General features: G+C 44.3%; 16 protein-coding genes. 10 read left to right on the top strand and 6 right to left on the bottom strand.

Annotation, left to right across the window (positions count from 1 at the left end):
* Positions 1 to 56 precede the first annotated feature (56 nt).
* On the top strand, positions 57 to 1355 hold the full coding sequence (locus tag ABNE31_RS16380) for a M20/M25/M40 family metallo-hydrolase (RefSeq protein ID WP_293287148.1): 1299 nt from the start codon (positions 57 to 59) through the stop codon (positions 1353 to 1355).
* Entirely contained in the window at positions 1355 to 2131 is a 777-nt protein-coding gene (locus ABNE31_RS16375; RefSeq protein ID WP_293287150.1) for an aldose 1-epimerase, read from the top strand. The genes ABNE31_RS16380 and ABNE31_RS16375 overlap by 1 nt, the downstream gene beginning before the upstream one ends.
* Positions 2132 to 2144: 13 nt before the next feature.
* Here the strand turns inward: ABNE31_RS16375 and ABNE31_RS16370 are convergent, their stop codons facing one another.
* Positions 2145 to 3512 carry an exonuclease domain-containing protein gene (locus ABNE31_RS16370; protein WP_293287152.1) on the bottom strand — a complete coding sequence of 456 codons (1368 nt, stop codon included), beginning with the start codon at positions 3510 to 3512 and terminating at the stop codon, positions 2145 to 2147.
* A gap of 71 nt (positions 3513 to 3583) precedes the next feature.
* Positions 3584 to 4426, bottom strand: a complete 843-nt coding sequence (locus ABNE31_RS16365) for an AraC family transcriptional regulator (RefSeq protein ID WP_293287154.1) — start codon at positions 4424 to 4426, stop codon at positions 3584 to 3586.
* A gap of 134 nt (positions 4427 to 4560) precedes the next feature.
* On the opposite strand from ABNE31_RS16365, the gene ABNE31_RS16360 reads away from it, so the two are divergent.
* From ABNE31_RS16360 to ABNE31_RS16345, 4 genes are all read left to right on the top strand, one after another.
* Positions 4561 to 5487 carry a dihydrodipicolinate synthase family protein gene (locus tag ABNE31_RS16360; RefSeq protein WP_293287231.1) on the top strand — a complete coding sequence of 309 codons (927 nt, stop codon included), beginning with the start codon at positions 4561 to 4563 and terminating at the stop codon, positions 5485 to 5487.
* Entirely contained in the window at positions 5484 to 7007 is a 1524-nt protein-coding gene (locus ABNE31_RS16355; protein ID WP_293287156.1) for an aldehyde dehydrogenase (NADP(+)), read from the top strand. The genes ABNE31_RS16360 and ABNE31_RS16355 overlap by 4 nt, the downstream gene beginning before the upstream one ends.
* 3 nt (positions 7008 to 7010) lie before the next feature.
* On the top strand, positions 7011 to 8018 hold the full coding sequence (locus ABNE31_RS16350) for a 4-hydroxyproline epimerase (protein WP_293287158.1): 1008 nt from the start codon (positions 7011 to 7013) through the stop codon (positions 8016 to 8018).
* Between the two features lie 88 nt (positions 8019 to 8106).
* Positions 8107 to 9807, top strand: coding sequence for a DUF885 family protein (locus ABNE31_RS16345; protein WP_293287160.1), 1701 nt, complete (start codon positions 8107 to 8109; stop codon positions 9805 to 9807).
* 42 nt (positions 9808 to 9849) lie between these two features.
* On the opposite strand, the gene ABNE31_RS16340 is transcribed toward ABNE31_RS16345, so the two are convergent.
* Positions 9850 to 10584, bottom strand: coding sequence for an NUDIX domain-containing protein (locus tag ABNE31_RS16340; RefSeq protein WP_293287162.1), 735 nt, complete (start codon positions 10582 to 10584; stop codon positions 9850 to 9852).
* A 200-nt stretch (positions 10585 to 10784) separates the two neighbouring features.
* On the opposite strand from ABNE31_RS16340, the gene ABNE31_RS16335 reads away from it, so the two are divergent.
* Positions 10785 to 11630, top strand: coding sequence for a universal stress protein (locus ABNE31_RS16335; protein WP_293287164.1), 846 nt, complete (start codon positions 10785 to 10787; stop codon positions 11628 to 11630).
* Positions 11631 to 11634: 4 nt separating this feature from the next.
* The gene (locus ABNE31_RS16330; RefSeq protein WP_293287166.1) at positions 11635 to 12495 is read left to right on the top strand and encodes a universal stress protein; all 861 of its coding nucleotides are present in this window, start codon (positions 11635 to 11637) and stop codon (positions 12493 to 12495) included.
* A 2-nt stretch (positions 12496 to 12497) separates the two neighbouring features.
* On the opposite strand, the gene trxA is transcribed toward ABNE31_RS16330, so the two are convergent.
* Positions 12498 to 12797 carry a thioredoxin gene (gene trxA / locus ABNE31_RS16325; RefSeq protein WP_293287168.1) on the bottom strand — a complete coding sequence of 100 codons (300 nt, stop codon included), beginning with the start codon at positions 12795 to 12797 and terminating at the stop codon, positions 12498 to 12500.
* Positions 12798 to 12955: 158 nt separating this feature from the next.
* Between trxA and ABNE31_RS16320 the strand changes: the two genes are divergently transcribed.
* Positions 12956 to 13720, top strand: a complete 765-nt coding sequence (locus ABNE31_RS16320) for a DUF1080 domain-containing protein (protein WP_293287170.1) — start codon at positions 12956 to 12958, stop codon at positions 13718 to 13720.
* 42 nt (positions 13721 to 13762) lie between these two features.
* Here the strand turns inward: ABNE31_RS16320 and ABNE31_RS16315 are convergent, their stop codons facing one another.
* Positions 13763 to 15115 carry a S41 family peptidase gene (locus ABNE31_RS16315; protein WP_293287172.1) on the bottom strand — a complete coding sequence of 451 codons (1353 nt, stop codon included), beginning with the start codon at positions 15113 to 15115 and terminating at the stop codon, positions 13763 to 13765.
* 85 nt (positions 15116 to 15200) lie between these two features.
* Positions 15201 to 16346 (bottom strand): helix-turn-helix domain-containing protein, encoded by a 1146-nt coding sequence (locus tag ABNE31_RS16310; RefSeq protein WP_349351889.1) that lies wholly within the window; start codon positions 16344 to 16346, stop codon positions 15201 to 15203.
* A gap of 194 nt (positions 16347 to 16540) precedes the next feature.
* Here ABNE31_RS16310 and ABNE31_RS16305 point away from each other — a divergent pair, with 194 nt between their 5' ends.
* Positions 16541 to 18814: a triple tyrosine motif-containing protein gene (locus ABNE31_RS16305; RefSeq protein ID WP_349351888.1), complete on the top strand. Its 2274-nt coding sequence runs from the start codon at positions 16541 to 16543 to the stop codon at positions 18812 to 18814.
* The last annotated feature ends 23 nt before the right edge of the window (positions 18815 to 18837 follow it).

Below are 18837 nucleotides of genomic sequence, written 5' to 3'. Positions count from 1 at the left end.
AAGGAATCATGATTTATCATTCTAAATTGATACCTTGTAGCACAAAATAACCAACCATGATTTTCAAATATTACATGACTTTAATAGCTGTATTGCTTACAGCTTCCATTTCAGCTCAAAAACTTTCCAGAACCGAAAAAAAGATTGTTTCCACGATTGAAAAGAACAATGCCGAGGCCATTGATTTCTTGGAGCAGGTGGTCAATATCAATAGTGGTACCCTTAATGCCAAAGGGGTTAAGGAAGTGGGAATGGTGTTCAAGGATGCCTTTGATAATATTGGATTTGAGACCAAATGGATAGAGATGCCAACAGAAATGAACCGTGCAGGTCATCTTTTTGCCGAAACCAGCGGGACCAAGGGAAAAAAGTTATTGCTGATCGGTCACTTGGATACCGTTTTTGAAGAGGACAGTCCATTCCAGACCTTTGAAATGGTAAACGACAGTGTTGCCCACGCCCCGGGTGGAAATGACATGAAGGGAGGGGATGTCATCGTGCTATATGCGCTCAAGGCACTTTCGGATAACGGATTGTTGGATGATGCCCAAATTATTGTGGCCTTTACCGGGGATGAGGAAAGTACGGGTAAACCCTTGTCGATAAGTAGAAAAGACTTGATCGATGCCGCCAAGCGAAGCGATATTGCCTTGGGCTTTGAAACATCAACAGGGTTCAACTATGCAACCGTGGCCCGAAGAGGAGCTTCGGGCTGGGCGGTGGAAGTGGAAGGAAAACGGGCCCATTCCTCAGGTGTGTTCAGCGAGCGAACCGGTGCCGGTGCCATTTTTGAAATGTCCCGAATCCTACATCAATTTTATACCGATGTAAAAGGGGAAGATTTGCTGACCTTCAACCCTGGCGTTTTGCTTGGAGGCACCTTTGTCAATTTTGATGAAAAGACCAGCAAGGGCGATGCCTTTGGAAAAACCAATGTTGTGGCCCAAAAAGCGGTGGTAAAGGGAGGGCTTCGATTTATATCGGAGGAACAAAAAGAACGGGCAAGAGCCAAAATGAGGGAAATCGTGGCCAACAATTTACCACAGACCTCGGCCACCATCAGTTTTACGGATAGCTACCCTGCCATGCAGCCCACGGAAGGAAACCTTGCCCTATTGGGTACTTTGAACCAGGTGAGTTTAGATTTAAATCAAGGTGAGGTCTTGGCTTATGACCCTGGAAGAAGGGGTGCGGCAGACGTATCTTTTGTAGCTGAATATGTAGATGGTTTGGACGGATTGGGAACCATGGGCTCCGGTGCACATACGCCGCAGGAGACCGTTAACCTGAATACCATCGAGGCTTTGACCAAACGCACGGCCATCTTAATTTATCGATTGATCAACACTAACTAATGGTAATACTACAAAACAAAAACGCCACCGTAAAGATTGACGCGGGCGAACTCGTGGGCTATCAAGTGGATGGACATGAATTTATCCACCAAAAGGGAAGCCCGGGATGGAGCAGCGCCGATACTGAAATGTTTCCTATTATCGGCCCGGTCAACGAGGCTGGTTTTCGTGTAAAAACCCCGAAAGGCGAAGCGGTTCAAGACCAGCATGGGCACTTACGCCAAATGGAATATCAGCTGACGGAAAAAACAGAAACCGCTGCCGCTTTTGTGAAGCAATACCAATCGGGCACTGAGGTACACAATTCCAAGTTTCCCGAAAAATCTACGGAAGAAGCCCTTACCTGGCCTTATGACTTTCGGTTTGAGAAAACTTATTTATTGACCGATTCCAGTCTGGAAATCAATTTCAAAATTACCGGTGAAGAGGGAATGCCGTTTATGCTCGGGTACCATCCTGCCTTTAAACTCCATACGGAATCACCGTTTATTTTGGCAAATGGCAAAAAGATCTCACTGGATGAAGTTTTGTCTGTAGGGAGTAGGGCGCTCCAAATTCCAGATTGTTCCTCCGTTACACTAAAAGATGAGAAGGGAATCACCATCGAAACCGAAGGTTTCGGCCATTTTATGTGTTGGACAGAGGTAAGAAACATGGTCTGTATCGAACCGATTTCATTTTACCCGTATGCCGTAAAACAATCGGATTTGCACCAAGGCTTCGAAAAGCTAAAGAATACGGCCGAATTTAAAGTCGTTTTAAGGCCAGGAGTATAAACTGCCTTTAGGATTACACGAGCACCTTACTCTTGTTTTGTTTGAGAAAATACTGCGTCAAAATACTTTCCGTTTCCAAAGTATGCTTTTGTGGGGTAATGAAAGCCTCCACATCTTCAAGATTGGATAACTGCGTTTCGGTATCGACAAAACCAAAACCCTTGTAAATGCCATCCGCAATCAAAATGACGGCATGTTCATTTTCGTTTCGGCCTTTTTCTTGGATAACCCTGATTTCCGAGGAGAGCATTTTCATGTGGGCGATGGCCTCTTCGACTTTTTGGTTATAAGCGTCTATTTTCTCCTCGCCCCTGCAGATACCTTCGCAGCTATTTATTTCGTGATGGGAACAGGCCGATGCGGTCTGTTGCAAATGACAGTAACGGGGACAGAGCGAGAATACCTTGCATACCTCTTCCAAATACGCCCGGCATTCCGTTTGGTTGTGGAGTATTTTTAACGGGTTTGGTATCCCTTTGGTGGTATTGTAGGCCAGGTGGGTAATCCCATTTCTATCTTCGTAGGCAAAAATGGCGTACTGCTTGCCCATTCTTTTTTGGGCGCGGTTATAAGGTGGGAACAACCGTTTGATTTCTGCGGATTCCATCAAAAGAGCGACCAATTCGCTCCCTGCGAGTTTGAAATCAATATTGGCCGTCTCGCTGCACATTTGGATTTCCTTTCGGCTCTTGTCGTAAAAATGGCCCAACACCCGTTTTTTCAGGTTGATAGCCTTTCCCACATAAATAATCTCCCCTTTTTGATTCATAAAATAGTAGATGCCCGGTTTTTGGGGAATACGGTCAAATACTGATTTGGGCAAATGGGGTGGAAGGGTAGCTTCTTGGCTTCTGGCGTTCAAAAACTTTTTGAAAATGGTATCAGCCTCAGGCTGTTCCAACAACTTCTCAAACAAAAGTACGGTGGCATGGGCATCACCTCGGGCACGGTGCCGGTCCACCAAAGGAATCTGTATGGCCGAGCAGAGTTTTCCCAAGCTGTACGAACGCAGTCCGGGAATCAATTTTCGGGACAGCCTTACCGTACACAGCTTCTTTCGGTTAAAATCAACCCCGATTTGTCGAAATTCCTCCTTGATCACGCCATAATCAAAATTGACGGAGTGCGCCACAAAAATACACCCCTCGGTAATGCGTTGGACCGCATCGGCAATCTCGTGGAATACGGGAGCATTTTGCACCATGTGGTCATCGATGCCCGTTAGTCCCGTGATAAAATAGGGGATAGGACATTGTGGGTTGACAAGGGATGTGAATTCGTCCACAATTTGATTGCCGTCATATTTAAAAATGGAAATCTCCGTAATCTTGTTGCCTTTGATTCCGTTGCCCGTGGTCTCTATGTCGATGATGGTGTACAAACGCTGTGCGGCTTAGTAGGATTGAAATTATGGATAAACGGCCCGACATCCAAGTGCTTTGCCCAGATATGTCAAAATTGATGGCGGTATTGCGTTGGCGTGCAGTGCTTGAATTCCTTGAACTTGCGGTTAAAGTTGGCAATATTGTTGAAACCGCACTGTTCAGAAATCGAAGCAATGGAGCGTTCGGGATTTTTTAAGAGGAGCTTACAGGCATTTTCAATGCGTATTTCGATTAAAAATTGGAAAAATGTCTTGTTGGTCCTTTTTTTAAAGTATCTACAGAACGCATTCTTCGTCATGTTGGCCTTTTCTGCAATTTCTTCCAAATTAATGGGTTCTCTGTAGTGTTCCATGGCATAGTCGTAGACCTTGCTCATCCGTTTGCCCTCGTCATCCGTGAACGATTTGCGATATACAAAAGCGGAAAGCGGCACTGTATTGGATTTATTGATTTGGTCGATGATTAGCAGCAAGGATGCAATTTGCTCCACTTTGTTTTGTGCTGAAAGCGCATGGAACAATGGAACGATCTTGCTTTGTCTTGAAGTGATGCGCATTCCAAACTCCGCCTTTGTAAAGAATTGTTGAATGGAAGAAAGGTCTGCCAGTTGGAAGAATCCTTTTCCAAAGGAATCTTGGTCAAAAAACAAGGTGTGCATCAATGATTCTTCCTTGATTCGGGTGTCGCTTCGGAATACATGAGGGACAAAACTACCAATGACCAGAATGTCGCCAGCCTTGTATTCATTGATGCTGTCCCCTACAATCAGTGTCCCGGCACCTTTTTCCACATAACTGATCTGAATTTCCGCATGTTGGTGCAACTGGTCATAAAATACCTGTTCGCGGTCAATTTGGTACACCAGTGCCTCATGCTGTGGTTTTGGTATTTTAAAGGGAAGCACCTTCATGGATATGCCTAAATTATTTGAAAAATTGATTTTGCAGCTAATTTAGGGTAATATACTATCATAATAGGCTAATAATCGAACAAAAGAAAAAAGGACTCCCTTCGTAATTTTAGAAAGGAAAAAATTAAGCTTACATTATGGTAAAATGGGAAGGCGTAATGCCAGCGGTAACTACAAAGTTTACTAGCGACGATACCTTGGACCTTGTGATGTTCGAAAAAAACATACGAGCGCAAATGGATGCAGGGGTACACGGGATTATTTTAGGGGGTACCTTGGGAGAGGCGAGCACCTTGGAACAAGAAGAAAAGGAAACCTTGATCAAAACGTCGATTGCTTTGGCCGACGGAAAAATTCCGGTGATCATGAACGTGGCGGAACAAAGCACCAAAGGTGCTATTGAAGCCGCACAGACTGCGGAAAAAGTGGGTGCCCAAGGATTAATGTTGTTGCCGCCCATGCGCTACAAGGCTACCGATTATGAAACGGTCGCCTATTTTAAGGCAGTGGCCAAAAACACCTCTTTGCCGATTATGCTGTACAATAATCCAGTAGATTATAAGATCGAGGTGACTTTGGATATGTTGGAGGAATTGATGGCGTGCGACAATATCCAAGCCATTAAAGAATCTACCCGGGATATTACCAACGTGATCCGAATCCAGAATAGGTTTGGCGATCGTGTAAAGGTTTTCACGGGAGTGGATACCTTGGGATTGGAAAGTTTGGTCATAGGCGCCGTAGGTTGGGTGGCCGGACTGGTTTGTGCCTATCCTGCCGAAACGGTTGCCATTTATGAGTTGGTGAAAGTTGGCAGGATTGAGGAAGCCCTGAAGATATATCGATGGTTTATGCCCTTGTTGGAGTTGGACATTAGTCCGCAATTGGTACAAAACATCAAACTGGCCGAAGTGGCCACAGGAATTGGCACCGAACATGTGCGAGCACCCCGATTGCCCTTGCAAGGCGCTGAACGGGAACGCGTTTTACAAGTGATAGAAACCGCAATGAAACATAGACCGGAGCTTCCGGACTATAAAAACATAAATAACGAAGTATGATGACAGGTAAAAACTGTCTTGGAGGGCAGTTTAAGGCAGATGGTTCCGTAGAATTCAGAACGGTAGATCCCAAAAAAAACGTTCAGAACCCAACGGTATTCGTGGAAGCCACCAAAGATGAAATAAATACGGCCGTGGAAATGGCTTGGGAGGCTTTTAAGGTATTCCGAACGATGCCAGGCAAACAACGAGCCGATTTTTTAAATACCATTGCTGATGAAATGTTGGCCTTGGGCCAAGAATTGATCGATACCTACATGTTGGAGTCGGGTTTGCCCGAGGGCAGGGCCATTGGCGAACGGGGACGAACTGTTTTTCAGTTGCGTTCGTTTGCCGAACTCGTTGCCAACGACGATTGGCGCGAAAATACATTTGATGTGGCCCAGCCCGATAGAAAACCGCAACCAAAACCAGATTTGCGAAAAACCATGATTCCCTTGGGACCAGTGGCCGTTTTTGGGGCCAGTAATTTTCCGTTGGCGTATTCCACCGCAGGAGGCGATACGGCAAGTGCCTTGGCGGCAGGTTGCCCCGTGATTGTGAAGTCCCATCCCATGCATGCTGGAACCAATGAGTTGGTAGCTTCGGCCATTGTTAAGGCCTCCGAAAAAACGGGAATGCCCAAAGGTGTTTTTTCAAGCATCAATGGTTCGGTACAGGCCGGAATTGATTTGGTGAACCATCCAAAAGTAAAAGCGGTTGGTTTTACGGGAAGCATCGGAGGAGGCAGGGCACTGTTCGATTTGGCAGCCAAAAGAGAGGAACCTATTCCTGTTTTTGCCGAAATGGGCAGTATCAATCCTGTGATCATGACCGCGAGTGCCATTTCGAAAAGAGGAAGTGAACTCGCCAAAACTTACGCTGGGTCCATTACCTTGGGTACGGGACAGTTTTGTACCAATCCAGGGCTTTTGTTGACGGTAAAGAGTGAGGATACCCATAGTTTTATTCAAGAGTTGGCCAAAGAAACCGTAGCCATAGCTCCGCAAACCATGTTGCACCCCAATATCAAAAAAGGGTACATCTCCAAAGGAGATGCTGTAACAGGGCAAGAAGGTGTTGAGGTGGTGGCAACCTACGATGGGAATTTGGATGCCAATGAAGCTGCTGCGACCATTGCCACCGTTTCAGGTGGGGCATTTTTGGATAACCCGAAGATGCACCAAGAGGTTTTTGGTCCCTTTTCCATGGTGGTACAATGTGAGGACGAAGCGGAGTTGATTCAGATTATTGAAGGTTTGGAAGGACAATTGACTGGTACCCTCATCGCAGAAAAGAATGATACATTGAATTTGTCAAGATTGGTTGATGTATTGCAGCACCGTGTGGGACGAATCATTTATAATGGTGTGCCCACCGGGGTGGAGGTATGTGCATCCATGCAACATGGGGGACCTTACCCGGCGTCTACCGATTCAAGGTTTACCGCGGTTGGGATGCATTCCATCAAGCGTTGGGTGCGCCCTATTAGTTATCAATCATTTCCTATGGAATTGTTGCCAGATCATTTAAAAAAATAGCGAGTGGCCAGAAAAACATTTTTTTGTGTGGATGCCCACACCTGCGGAAATCCAGTACGGGTTGTAGCAGGGGGAGGCCCTAATTTGATGGGCAAGGACATGAGCGAGAAGCGCCAGCATTTTTTAAGGGAGTACGATTGGATTCGAAGGGGGTTGATGTTCGAACCAAGAGGACATGATATGATGAGCGGAAGTATTTTGATGGCACCCCATGATGCTGAAAATGACTTTGCCATTCTTTTTATAGAAACATCAGGTTGCCTGCCCATGTGCGGTCATGGTACCATCGGAACTATTACAGTGGCCATAGAAGAAGGCCTCATCGTACCCAAAACACCCGGAAAAATACGGATGGAGGCACCTGCAGGCTTGGTGGAGATTGAATACCAATTGACAGGAAAAAAGGTGGAATGGGTGAAGTTGGTCAACGTAAAATCGTACCTGGCCGCAGCAAATTTGTCCATTGACTGCCCGGGTCTTGGTGAAATCCATTTTGATGTGGCCTATGGGGGTAATTATTATGCCATTGTGGATCCACAGGAACATTATACGGGATTGGAAGACTTTACCGCTGGACAGATTATCCAGTTTTCACAAGTGGTGCGTAAGGCCATAAACGAGAAATATCCAGATAGCTTTGTGCATCCGGAAAACCCAACCATACGGGATGTGAGCCACATGATGTGGACAGGAAAACCTTTGGATGCCACTTCATCCGGACGAAATGCGGTGTTTTATGGCGATAAGGCCATCGACCGTTCTCCCTGTGGAACAGGAACCTCGGCCCGCATGGCCCAATTATATGCGAAAGAAGCCTTGAAAGTAGGAGAACCTTTTGTGCATGAAAGCATTATCGGGAGCAAGTTTGTTGGGAAAGTAGAGGCTGAAACGACCTTGGACGGAAAACAGGCCATTATCCCCAGTATTCAAGGATGGGCACAGGTTACAGGATACAACAATATCATCATAGATGACGACGACCCCTACGCACATGGATTTCAGGTGCTTTAGAAGGCATCAGAATTTGGATGGGCGAGGTGCAAAATAAAATGAGATAACCAAACATTACCTTTAGGTACTGAAAACTAAATACAGCAATATGAGCTTACAGAAAATAAGCATCGCTTTGGTTGCCATGATCAGTACATGGGCTACGGCACAGCATAGTCAATTGGCGGATATGGTCACCGAATTTGAAATGGATAACTGGGCATTGGAACGCACGTACACAGTCGACGAGTCAGAAGAGTATTACCAACGGTTTTTGAGGTTTTACTCGAACTGGGAAGATAAAATGGATGCCGTTGACTTCGCTTCCCTTTCACAACAAGGAAAGGTAGATTATGTACTGCTGAAGAACCAAGTAGCCAAAGGCAATTACTTTTTGAATCAAGACTATAGCGCGTATAAAGGAGTAAAGGAAGTGGGTGATTTCGCGAAAGCTATTTTCCCTTTTATACAAGAACGAAGAAGGGGCAAACAACCCGATGCAAAACAATTGGCCCAATTGTTTCAGAACGCTACCGAAGCGATTGCTAACGATATGGAAACTTGGAAATCCAAACCCTTTAAGGATTGGCAAACGGCTGACAAGGCTTCGGAAGTAGTTACCTCATTCCAAAAAGCACTAAAAGAAGCCTATGAATTTTACTATGGCTACGACCCGGATTTTACCTGGTGGATGGAGAAACCCTATCAAAAACTAAACGAAAAGCTCACTGCTTATGCCGAATTCCTAAAGGAAAATTATGCTGAGGATAGTGTAAAGGATGATGGCAGCGGCATTATTGGAAAACCTATCGGGGAGGAGGCGCTGAAAGAAAGTTTGGCTTTGGAATTTATTCCCTACACGCCTGCAGAACTCATCAAAACAGCGGAAGAACAATTTGAATGGTGCAAAAATGAAATGATAAAGGCCTCAAGGGAGCTGGGCTATGGAGATGACTGGAAAAAAGCCCTGGAGCATGTGAAGGACACCTATGTTCCTGCGGGACAGCAACCACAGGCCATCATGGACCTATATTCCCATTCCGTGGATTTTATTGAAGAAAGGGATTTGATCACGATACCCGAATTGGCCAAGGAGACCTGGGGCATGAAAATGATGAGTCCCGAACGGCAAAAGATAAGTCCTTTCTTTTTGGGAGGGCGGGATATCATTATTTCATATCCCACAATGGAGATGGACCATAACGACAAGTTGATGAGCATGCGGGGGAATAACCCCAACTTTTCCTTTCCGACGGTGCAGCATGAATTGTTGCCGGGACATAATTTGCAGTATTTTATGACGAGCCGCCACAAAAGCTATCGCCGTCCGTTTTCCACACCGTTTTGGACCGAGGGATGGGCCTTGTATTGGGAAATCATCCTCTGGAACAAGGATTTTCCCCAAACGCCGGAACAAAAATTGGGCATGTTGTTTTGGAGAATACATCGCTGTGCGAGAATCATTTTTTCCTTAAAGTTCCATTTGGGAGAGATGACTCCTCAGGAATGTATCGACCTTTTGGTGGATGAGGTCGGCCACGAATACGCCAATGCCGAGGCGGAGGTGAGAAGGTCCTTCACCACAAGCTATCCGCCGTTATATCAATTGGCCTATATGATGGGTGGACTTCAGTTTTATGCCTTGCGCAATGAAATGTTGGCTCAGGGTTGGACAGAAAAACAATTTCATGACCGGGTGATGGTTGAGGGTAGAATGCCAGTGGAACTGTTGCGAAGCCTGCTGCAGGAATTGCCCCTCAGTAAAAACTATAAAACCAAATGGAAGTTCTCCACGGATTTTAAGGATTGATGTAGTTTCTCGATAACAAAGCGGTGAAAGTAGGGGGCGGGTCTATATTTTGAAGATGAACCCGTCTTCCTCTACTTTTTTTCGATATTTTTCCTTGTCGAAAATATAGAGGTATGCCCCTTTTCGGGAAACGCTCATATCCTTTTCGTCCAATTTGATGAGTACGTCCAGTGAGTTGATTTTATTGATGAAGTTGCGCTTGTCCAGCTCCTTGTCCAAAATGGACTCGTACAAGTTTTGTAATTGCCGCATGGTAAATTTTTCGGGAAGCAGCTCAAAACCAATGGGCTGGCTCAGTGCTCGTCTTCGTAAACGCACCTTTGCCTTTTCCACCATTTCGTTATGGTCAAAAATCAAGCTTGGGGCTTCCTTGATATCAAACCATTGGGCGGTATCTAGCTGTACCCCATCGAATTGATGGCTATCCACATCGATCAGGGCATAATAGGCCACGGAGATGGTGCGCTGTCCAGGGTCTCGGTCAATTTTACTATAAGTGTGGATTTGTTCTAGATAAATATCGCTCAAACCTGTTAGGTTTTCCAAAACTCTTGCCGCAGCTTGGTCCAAATCTTCAGTTTTTTTGAGGAACCCACCAATGAGGGACCATTTTCCCTTTTCGGGCTCAATTGGTCTTTTGATTAATAATATGTTGAGACTTTTTTTGTCGAACCCAAAGATGATGCAGTCGACCGCCAAAAGTACCTGATCTTCTTTTTGATAAAAATTGAGTTGTGGGTTGGGTGGTGATTCGACTTTTAAGTTGTTTTCTGCCATGGTATAGGATGCAATTTCAAGGGTAAAAATAGATAAACTATTTCCAAAAAATATCCATATCCATTTTATAATTGGTTTATCGTCAATTAAAAAATTAGGAAGGCACGACTAAAATTGGTTCCACATTTGGCCTTTTCATATTGACCAAAATCATTTTCTAGCCATTTGCATCCCATTATATTTGGAAAAAGTGTTTTGTGATGAAAACCATATTGATTCCCACCGATTTTTCTAAAAATGCCCTACATGCCCTAACGTATGCCAAAGAATTGTACAAGTGCGAGCGGGCTTGTTTTTTTGTGCTTCATGCCTATGGCGAGGAGGTGTACGGACACTATAAAACAACTCCAAAAGAGGAACTCGAAAAAATGAAGGAGGAAAAACGGGAGGAAACCCAAAAGAAATTGGATGCGCTCATCGATTTGGTAGTGGGCGAACCCCCAAACCCTTTGCACAATTTTGAGACGGTGGCCAAATTGGACAATCTGGTGGATGCCGTGAATGACTTTGTGGACGAGATGAACATTGATTTGGTGATCATGGGTACCAAAGGCGAAACCAGCGATCATAAGACCACCTTTGGGAGCTATACCATAGAGATTTTCAAATATGTAAAATGTCCTGTTTTGGCCATTCCCGAAGATTTTGAGTATAGGCAACCCAAGGCCATCCTTTTTCCAACAGACTATATGTTGCCCTACAAGCGAAGGGAATTGAAGCTTTTGGGCGATTTGGCGGGCAAGTTCAAGTCCAAGATACATTGTTTGTACATCACCGATTTCGACGAGCTCAGTCCACGGCAGGAGGACAACAAGTTGTTTTTGGAAGGCACTTTGACCAAACCTTATTTAAGTTTTGAGACCGCTCCCGTTAGGAACAAGGCGGAAATCATACTGGAACAGATTGAGCAAAAGGAGGCGGGTATGTTGGTGATGATGAATTCCAGACATTCCTTTTTTGAGGATATGCTCTACCGGTCGACAGTGGATTTACTGGGGCTCAAGATCAAAATACCGTTTATGGTGATGCAAAACATAAAACGATGATGTTATGAAAAGGAAACGAATCATATTACCGACAGATTTTTCCAAAAATGCATGGAATGCCATTGTATATGCCTTGACAGTTTTTAAGGACGACCCTTGTGATTTCTTTATCCTGAATTCATTTCAGGTGGGTGCTTCCGGGCTTTCCACAAAAATGGCAAGATATAATGATACCCGTTTGTACAATTTGATGAAAGAACAATCGGAACGCGATTTGAAAAGGGAGCTGGAAAAAATCAACGCATTGGACAAAAACCCCAATCATAATTTTATTGCCCGTTCTGAGCAGGCTACTCTGGTAAATGCCATCGGAAAAACGGTGTACAAGGAAGAGATTGATTATGTCATCATGGGGACCAAAGGGGTTTCTGGCTTAAAAGAGGTCTTTATGGGGAGCAATACTTTTCAAATCATCAAGGAAATCGACTTTTGTCCCATTATCGCGGTTCCTGAGGATTATCAGACCGATGGTGAACTGGATTCACTGATGCTGGCCACAGGCTACGAGCACCTTTTTGAAAACTATGAACTCCAGCCCTTGTTGCACCTTCCAGTCAACTTTAAGGCCAAATTGCGGATTGTTTACGTAGGCAATTCAGCGGATTTGAACGAGGCACAAAAAAAGTCCAAGGAAGCACTGGAAAAGCGATTGGACACCATTGAGCACGAGTTTGTGGAGGTCGAAAAGGATGGGTCGGTTACCAATACCATTCAAAAAATGGTACAGCAGGACGACACTATCGATATGTTGGTGATGATCCATCAGGACCATTCATTCTTCGAAAAATTGACCAGGGAACCAGTAATCAAAAAAGTGGCCTTCGCCACCCGCGTACCCTTTATGGTTGTTCATCTATTTGAATGATGCTACAAGAAGGATTTGGCCAACTGGACCAATTCCTGTTTTTGAAGTACGCCCGATTTTCTCCAGAGCTGTTTTCCGTTTTTGAAGAAAATTAAGGTAGGAACGCCCCTTACCTGGTACGTATTGGCCAAATTTTGGTTTTTGTCCACGTCAATTTTTACGATTTTTAAATCTTCGCCCATCTCATCTTTGACCTGCTTTAAAATAGGAGCCAACATTTTACAAGGTCCGCACCATTCTGCCGAAAAGTCGATAAGCGTCAATTGGTCGCTATTGATCAAAGCTACAAAATTTCCTTTCATCGTTTCCAAAAATTAGTGCCTGCAATGTACAAACACTGTTGTTTTTGCAAAGTGACCTAAGTCACCTTTTGGAACCAAGGCCTCAATAAGTTCAAGGGGCGAGGTCGGATTCTTTTGCTATCTTTATTCGCTGCACAACTAAACAAAACTGATTGCATATGCAAAAAATTATCACTGGATGCCTGCTGACACTTTTCCTATTGGCATCCTGTAAAAACGAGAAGAAAAAAGATGTTGCCGAGACGTGGCGTACCAAAAAGGCTGCTGTTGAAAATGCCGCACACAATCAGTTATTGGAGGTGGAAAGGGAAGCAGGCTGGGAGTTGCTGTTTGATGGGGAAACCATGAATGGTTGGCATTTGTACAACGATGCCGGTTCGCAATCGGTTTGGGAAGTGGTGGATGGTACCTTGCACAGCAACCCCAATGATGAATCCTTGACGGCAGGTGACCTGGTGACCGACAAGGCCTATGAAAATTATGAGCTATCCCTGGAATGGAAAGTTATTGGGAATGGCAATAGTGGCATCTTTATCAATGTGCAGGAATTGCCCCATGTTCCTACAGCTTGGCAGAGCGGTCCAGAGTATCAAATATTGGGCGCTGACCACATGGACTACGATGTGCCCGAGAAAAGACCGGGTTGTCTTTATGTTTTCCTGCCCCAACAAAACAATGTGGAAATCAAGCAAGGGGATTGGAACAAAACAACCATCAAACAAAAAGATGGTAAAATCCAGTTCTATCTCAACGGACTGATTACCGCTGAAGAGGATTTAACGACTCCTGAATGGAAAAACAAAGTAGCTGCATCCCATTTTTCCAACTATCCAGAGTTTGGAAAAACAACCGCAGGGCAAATCGCGCTGCAATATTGGTATTTTGAAACCTGGTTTCGGAATATCAAGATCCGGGAATTGTAGTATGTAGTTAATTGATCAAATTATCCGATGGATAAACTACAGCTAATCGGATTCGTTGACTTTTTCCAATAAACCCTCCAGAATCTCATCCGTGTCATCTAGCAGGTAATCTTTGATGAAGACATCCGGGACAACGCCCTCTTCTTTGGTGCTTCCACTTACCCGGACCATTTTTCCTTTGGAAACACTTACCGGAATTTGTGTGTTGGGTAGTTTAAATTCGAACATGGAGGCGTAAAGTGAGGCATATTCCCCAGTTTCTTCGCCAACAATGGTTCCGAAGCCATAATCCTGTATTTGCGCAGCGGTAACCGTGGCTTGTGAGTGTGACTGTCTGTTGACCAACACATAAACGTTGCCAGAAAACCGTTTGGATGGTGGTTGAGGTTGATAATCGCCAAAATCGTAGTTATAAATTTCTCCGTTTTCACGTGAAAGTGCTTCTTTCCAGAAAGTAGAAGTGGTGTCGTAGTGTTGCCTGGCATGTTCCTTTAAGAATTGACTCGTTTTCAGTTGGTAACTGGAATTCCATCGAAATGTAGTGTCCGCAAAATACGAAACCAGGTAATCACTGAAGGCATTGTGACCCCCGCCATTGTTTCTTAAATCAATGATCAGGTTCTTGCTCCTTCGCTCCTTAATTTGTGCAAACGCGGAATCAACAAAACTCTTGAACTTTGTTTCATCACCACTAAAATCACCTGTAACAAGATACGCGGACGCTCCAATGAATTCGAGGGACCTTTGGCGATTGAACAATTCGGTTCGCTTCATTTCGTAGCCCTCAATCAAATCCACTGCGCTAACCGTTTGGGTTTTTATAATGTTATTGGACTTAAACTTGATCTCAAAACTATCTTGCTTCCCGTATAGCTGCCAGTAAAGTCGAGGGAAGGAGTACAGTTCAATTTTCGCATTTTTAAAATAAGGGCGTTCAGCGGAAATCAGGGTGTGCATTTCAGCTAGGATTTTTGAAATGGGAATGTCATTAATGCCCAATACTTCAGCTCCGATGGGGATTTCGTTGCCCGACCAATTTTTACGGACCAATGCTTTGCCCTGTTCGAGCGCAAGTTCCAAAGGAAATAGTGTCCCGCCATTGTAGGCATAGTTGCCATAGGATTTTCCGGGGAACCCGATTTCAGTATGGCCATTGTCCGCTTTTGAAATCACTTTTTGAAAGATGGAAGTCGCCTCCAGTAGACTTAAACTGTCCTGTGCAATGGAATTTTTGACTTGGAGATAATTTTTTTCAAATTCTGCCTTAGATGTATAGGCGTACAAATTGTAATGGGCCTCTTCCAAAGATGCCCAGAGGAACGCCATATCTTCCAAGACTTCATTTTTGGTGAAATAGTCTTGGGCATGCAGCAAGGTGCCGGAAAAACTGGTCATCAAGCAAATTTGGAATAGAAGGACTCTAGGGTTGAAAACAGCTTTCATCAAATTTAAATTTTCCGCAAAACTAGGCGTGCTCGTCCTATGAAACGACCGACTGCTTCCTTTCGGACTTATTTTTGAGCTGCTTCGCGTATTGACTTGGGGTTTTTCCGGTTGATTTTTTAAACACATCGTTAAACGTGGACTTGGAGTTAAAACCACATTCAAACGCCAGACCGAGCAGGGTCAATTTTTTGTTTTCCGGTTGGGCCACCAATTCTTTAAAAGCTTCGATGCGGTAGCTGTTCACATATTCGTAAAAATTTTTGGAGAAGCTTCGGTTGATGGTTTGGGATACCTGTTTTGGACTTACTTCCAGCAGCTCCGCCAATGTGTTGAGGTCTAAATCGGAATTGAGATAAGGCTTCTTTTTTTCCATTAATTCTGTGAGTTGCTTTGCCAAATCTGGATTTAGGTCATCCAAAGTGGGTTTTGACTTTTTTGAGGCATAGCCAGAGGTTTCCTTGAGTGTTTTTAGATATCCCTTAAACCCAATCCAACATGTTACAATGGCCAATCCAACGAAGGTGGGAAGGACGTAATACTCCTTCAGGGATTTGTCAAAAAAGTACTTGTCCACCTCTGCAAAGAAATTCCAACCGATCCAAAACAGCGCATAAATGATAATGGGAAGTTGCAACCATCTCAGCGATTTATGCTCCAGATTGGAATAACGCTGTTTTAGCCAAGATTGATACTGGAACAGCAGCCATAGCGATATGATGGCATAGCTCATAATCGAAAAACTGCCGAGCCATTGTTCCGCCAAGTAGATCTTGGTGTACGGATGGGCCGGTGTTTGATAGAGCCCGTCCGCACCCAAGCGGTAAAATGCCGTTCTGTAAAAAATAAATTCCAGTACCACCGGAACAAAATGGATGGCATCCCTTTTTGAAAAAACGAATTCTTTATCGGTCACACTTTTAGTGTAGAAATACAGCGCAGGGCCAATACCATAAAGGAGCTCCAATTGCATATACCGAAAAACGTCTATCATGCAACTGCTCCACAGTATGTTCACCAAACCTATGTTGAGCGCCATCAGCGCAAAAAAGAATATGAGAAGCGATAGGAATATGTTGGACTGTTTTGGTGGCCGTTTGGTCACCAACAAAACCCCAAGCACGATCGCTTGAAAGGCAAAAACAAAGATGATGGTGGACAATATGGGGTTGGGCGAAGTCATGGCAATGCGAATTTAGCTAATTTCAGAATAGTCCTTTTGCCCTTCGGTATTTAGCGCATCCTTTCAAGAGGATTTTACAGGTCAGTTATCAACGAAGTCCCTTGTTGGGAAGAAACCTTAATTTTCATTGTCTTGGACTTTGTCCAAAAGTTGGGAAAAGGTAGTATCTTAAGGCACCTTAACGCTATGAAATTATGATGAGGTACACACTTTGTTTGCTTTTATTCTTTTCACAATGGCTTTTGAGTCAGGAACTACCGCCAATTCAGAACTACACTCCTTCGGACTATCAGGCTGAAAATCAAAACTGGGCTCTTTCGCAGGCCGATGATAAGGTGATGTATATAGCCAATAACAAAGGCCTTCTGCAATTTAACGGGGCCGATTGGACCTTGTTCCCATCACCGAACGAGTCCATTATGCGATCGGTAAAGGTGGTAGGGGACCGGATTTATACCGGCTGTTACATGGAGTTTGGTTATTGGGTGCGCGATGGTCAAGGAATGCTTCGGTATACTTCCCTATCTGCCGATATGCAAGAAGATTTGTTGGAGGACGAGGAGTTTTGGGGCATTTTTAACTTGGAGGATTGGATCGTGTTCCAGTCGCTAAAACGCATTTACATTTACAATATTCAAACGGAATCCATCAACAGTATTGATACGGAGGATACCCTTTTCCGAATGTTCAAGGTATCCAATGAGATTTATTTTCAGGAAAATGGCAAAGGAGTTTTCAAAATAGACAATGGCAAGTCGAAACTGGTTTATGATGATGAGGTGGTGCTCACGGATGAAATCATCAATATATTTCAGGAAGATGAAGAACTCTACATGCTCACCAAGCATAATGGCTTTTACAGGGACAACAACGGTGTATTGGACAAATTCCCTACGGGTCTGGATGATTTGCCCAAAAAAATAACGGTGTATAGTGCCATTAGATTGAATGATGGCAGCTATGCTTTGGGTACCATTTCCAACGGTCTTGTTCTTTTGGATGCGGGTGGGGCCTTGCTCAACCATATTGATCAGATCAAGGGCCTGCGCAACAACACGATTCTTTCCTTAATGGAGGATAGGGACAACAATATTTGGTTAGGGCTCGATAATGGGGTCAGTTATGTGAACCTAAAATCACCCATAAAGGTATACAGGGACAACAAAGGGGTGGTAGGAAGTATTTATGCAGCGGTGGTAAAGGATGGCATCCTGTATCTGGGGACCAATCAAGGCTTGTTCCATAAAGAGTTGGATGGTGATTCCGATTTTACATTGATCGAAGGGACGCAGGGCCAGGTTTGGTCGCTCCAGGAAATTGAAGGCACCCTTTTTTGTTGCCATCATTCGGGCACCTACATTGTGGAAGGCAACGCGGCAAAAAGGATTACCGATGTGGAAGGAGCCTGGAAAATCAGCCCTTTGCCCAAGCATCAGGATTTGCTTTTGCAAGGTAATTATGATGGTCTTTACGTGCTGGAAAAAGTCGAGGGCAATTGGAAGCTCCGAAATAAAATAGATGGTTTCGGGAATTCCTCACGCTACTTTGAAACATTGGGAAACAAAGTTTTTGTGAACCACGAGTACAAGGGCATCTTCAAGTTGGATGTGGACAATGATTTCTCCCATGTGAATACAATTTCCATGGATACCTTGATCAAAGGTTCGGAATCGGGTATCATTAAATATCGCGACAATGTGTTCTATGCATATCGGGAAGGAGTATACAAATATCAGTTGGAGTCGGATGCTTTTGTTAAGGACAGCTTATTGAGCAGTATTTACAATCAAGATGAATACGTTTCCGGAAAAATGGTCTTGGACCAAAACGAAGAGAATTTGTGGCTGTTTACCAATTCCAATATCAGTTTGCTATTGGAAGGCTCTTTGGCGGATACGTTATTGGTAAAGCCCATTCCATTGACGGAAGATATGAGGGATGGCATTGTTGGCTACGAGAACATTGCGAATCTGGGTGAGGAGGGCAAGTACCTTTTGGGGACTACTTCGGGCTACATTACCTTGGATGTCAATGGGTTCAAGAATAAGAATTTTCGAGTTCAGATCGGGAGGGTCGAAAAATCCGATAAGCAGAGTCGGCAGTGGGCCTTGGTGGGAACTTCATCAAACGCCGAATTTAGCAGTGCCGATAACCATGTTCGCTTTTCGTTCTTTACGCCAGAGTACTATAAGTTGTTCAAGCCCCAATATCAATATCAATTGGAGGGCATTTACAACAATTGGAGCAATTGGTCCGAGTCTTATACCACAACTTTCGAAAATTTGCCCCATGGTGACTACACCTTTCGGGTCAGGGCTAAAATTGGCGACCAAATTTCCAACAATGTTTCAACCTTTACGTTTTCCATAGCCCGGCCATGGTACATTTCCAATGTAATGTTGGCGCTTTATCTCTTGGCATTTATCTTGGGTTCATTTCTGATACATCAGGCTTATCGACGTTACTAACACAAACGACAGCACAAGCTCAT

This window comes from Flagellimonas sp. MMG031 (assembly GCF_040112705.1).
Lineage (GTDB): Bacteria > Bacteroidota > Bacteroidia > Flavobacteriales > Flavobacteriaceae > Flagellimonas.
The sequence above is the reverse complement of the archived record's forward strand: the minus strand, read 5'-3'. Positions and strand labels throughout refer to the sequence as shown.

What these genes read in the sequence shown, in the direction of transcription:
- ABNE31_RS16345 (WP_293287160.1), top strand. Translation starts at nt 8,107, where the DNA reads ATGAGCTTACAGAAAATAAGCATCGCTTTGGTTGCCATGATCAGTACA.
- ABNE31_RS16310 (WP_349351889.1), bottom strand. Translation starts at nt 16,346, where the DNA reads ATGACTTCGCCCAACCCCATATTGTCCACCATCATCTTTGTTTTTGCC.
- ABNE31_RS16380 (WP_293287148.1), top strand. Translation starts at nt 57, where the DNA reads ATGATTTTCAAATATTACATGACTTTAATAGCTGTATTGCTTACAGCT.
- ABNE31_RS16330 (WP_293287166.1), top strand. Translation starts at nt 11,635, where the DNA reads ATGAAAAGGAAACGAATCATATTACCGACAGATTTTTCCAAAAATGCA.
- ABNE31_RS16375 (WP_293287150.1), top strand. Translation starts at nt 1,355, where the DNA reads ATGGTAATACTACAAAACAAAAACGCCACCGTAAAGATTGACGCGGGC.
- ABNE31_RS16305 (WP_349351888.1), top strand. Translation starts at nt 16,541, where the DNA reads ATGATGAGGTACACACTTTGTTTGCTTTTATTCTTTTCACAATGGCTT.
- ABNE31_RS16355 (WP_293287156.1), top strand. Translation starts at nt 5,484, where the DNA reads ATGATGACAGGTAAAAACTGTCTTGGAGGGCAGTTTAAGGCAGATGGT.
- ABNE31_RS16315 (WP_293287172.1), bottom strand. Translation starts at nt 15,115, where the DNA reads ATGACCAGTTTTTCCGGCACCTTGCTGCATGCCCAAGACTATTTCACC.
- trxA (WP_293287168.1), bottom strand. Translation starts at nt 12,797, where the DNA reads ATGAAAGGAAATTTTGTAGCTTTGATCAATAGCGACCAATTGACGCTT.
- ABNE31_RS16320 (WP_293287170.1), top strand. Translation starts at nt 12,956, where the DNA reads ATGCAAAAAATTATCACTGGATGCCTGCTGACACTTTTCCTATTGGCA.
- ABNE31_RS16365 (WP_293287154.1), bottom strand. Translation starts at nt 4,426, where the DNA reads ATGAAGGTGCTTCCCTTTAAAATACCAAAACCACAGCATGAGGCACTG.
- ABNE31_RS16340 (WP_293287162.1), bottom strand. Translation starts at nt 10,584, where the DNA reads ATGGCAGAAAACAACTTAAAAGTCGAATCACCACCCAACCCACAACTC.
- ABNE31_RS16335 (WP_293287164.1), top strand. Translation starts at nt 10,785, where the DNA reads ATGAAAACCATATTGATTCCCACCGATTTTTCTAAAAATGCCCTACAT.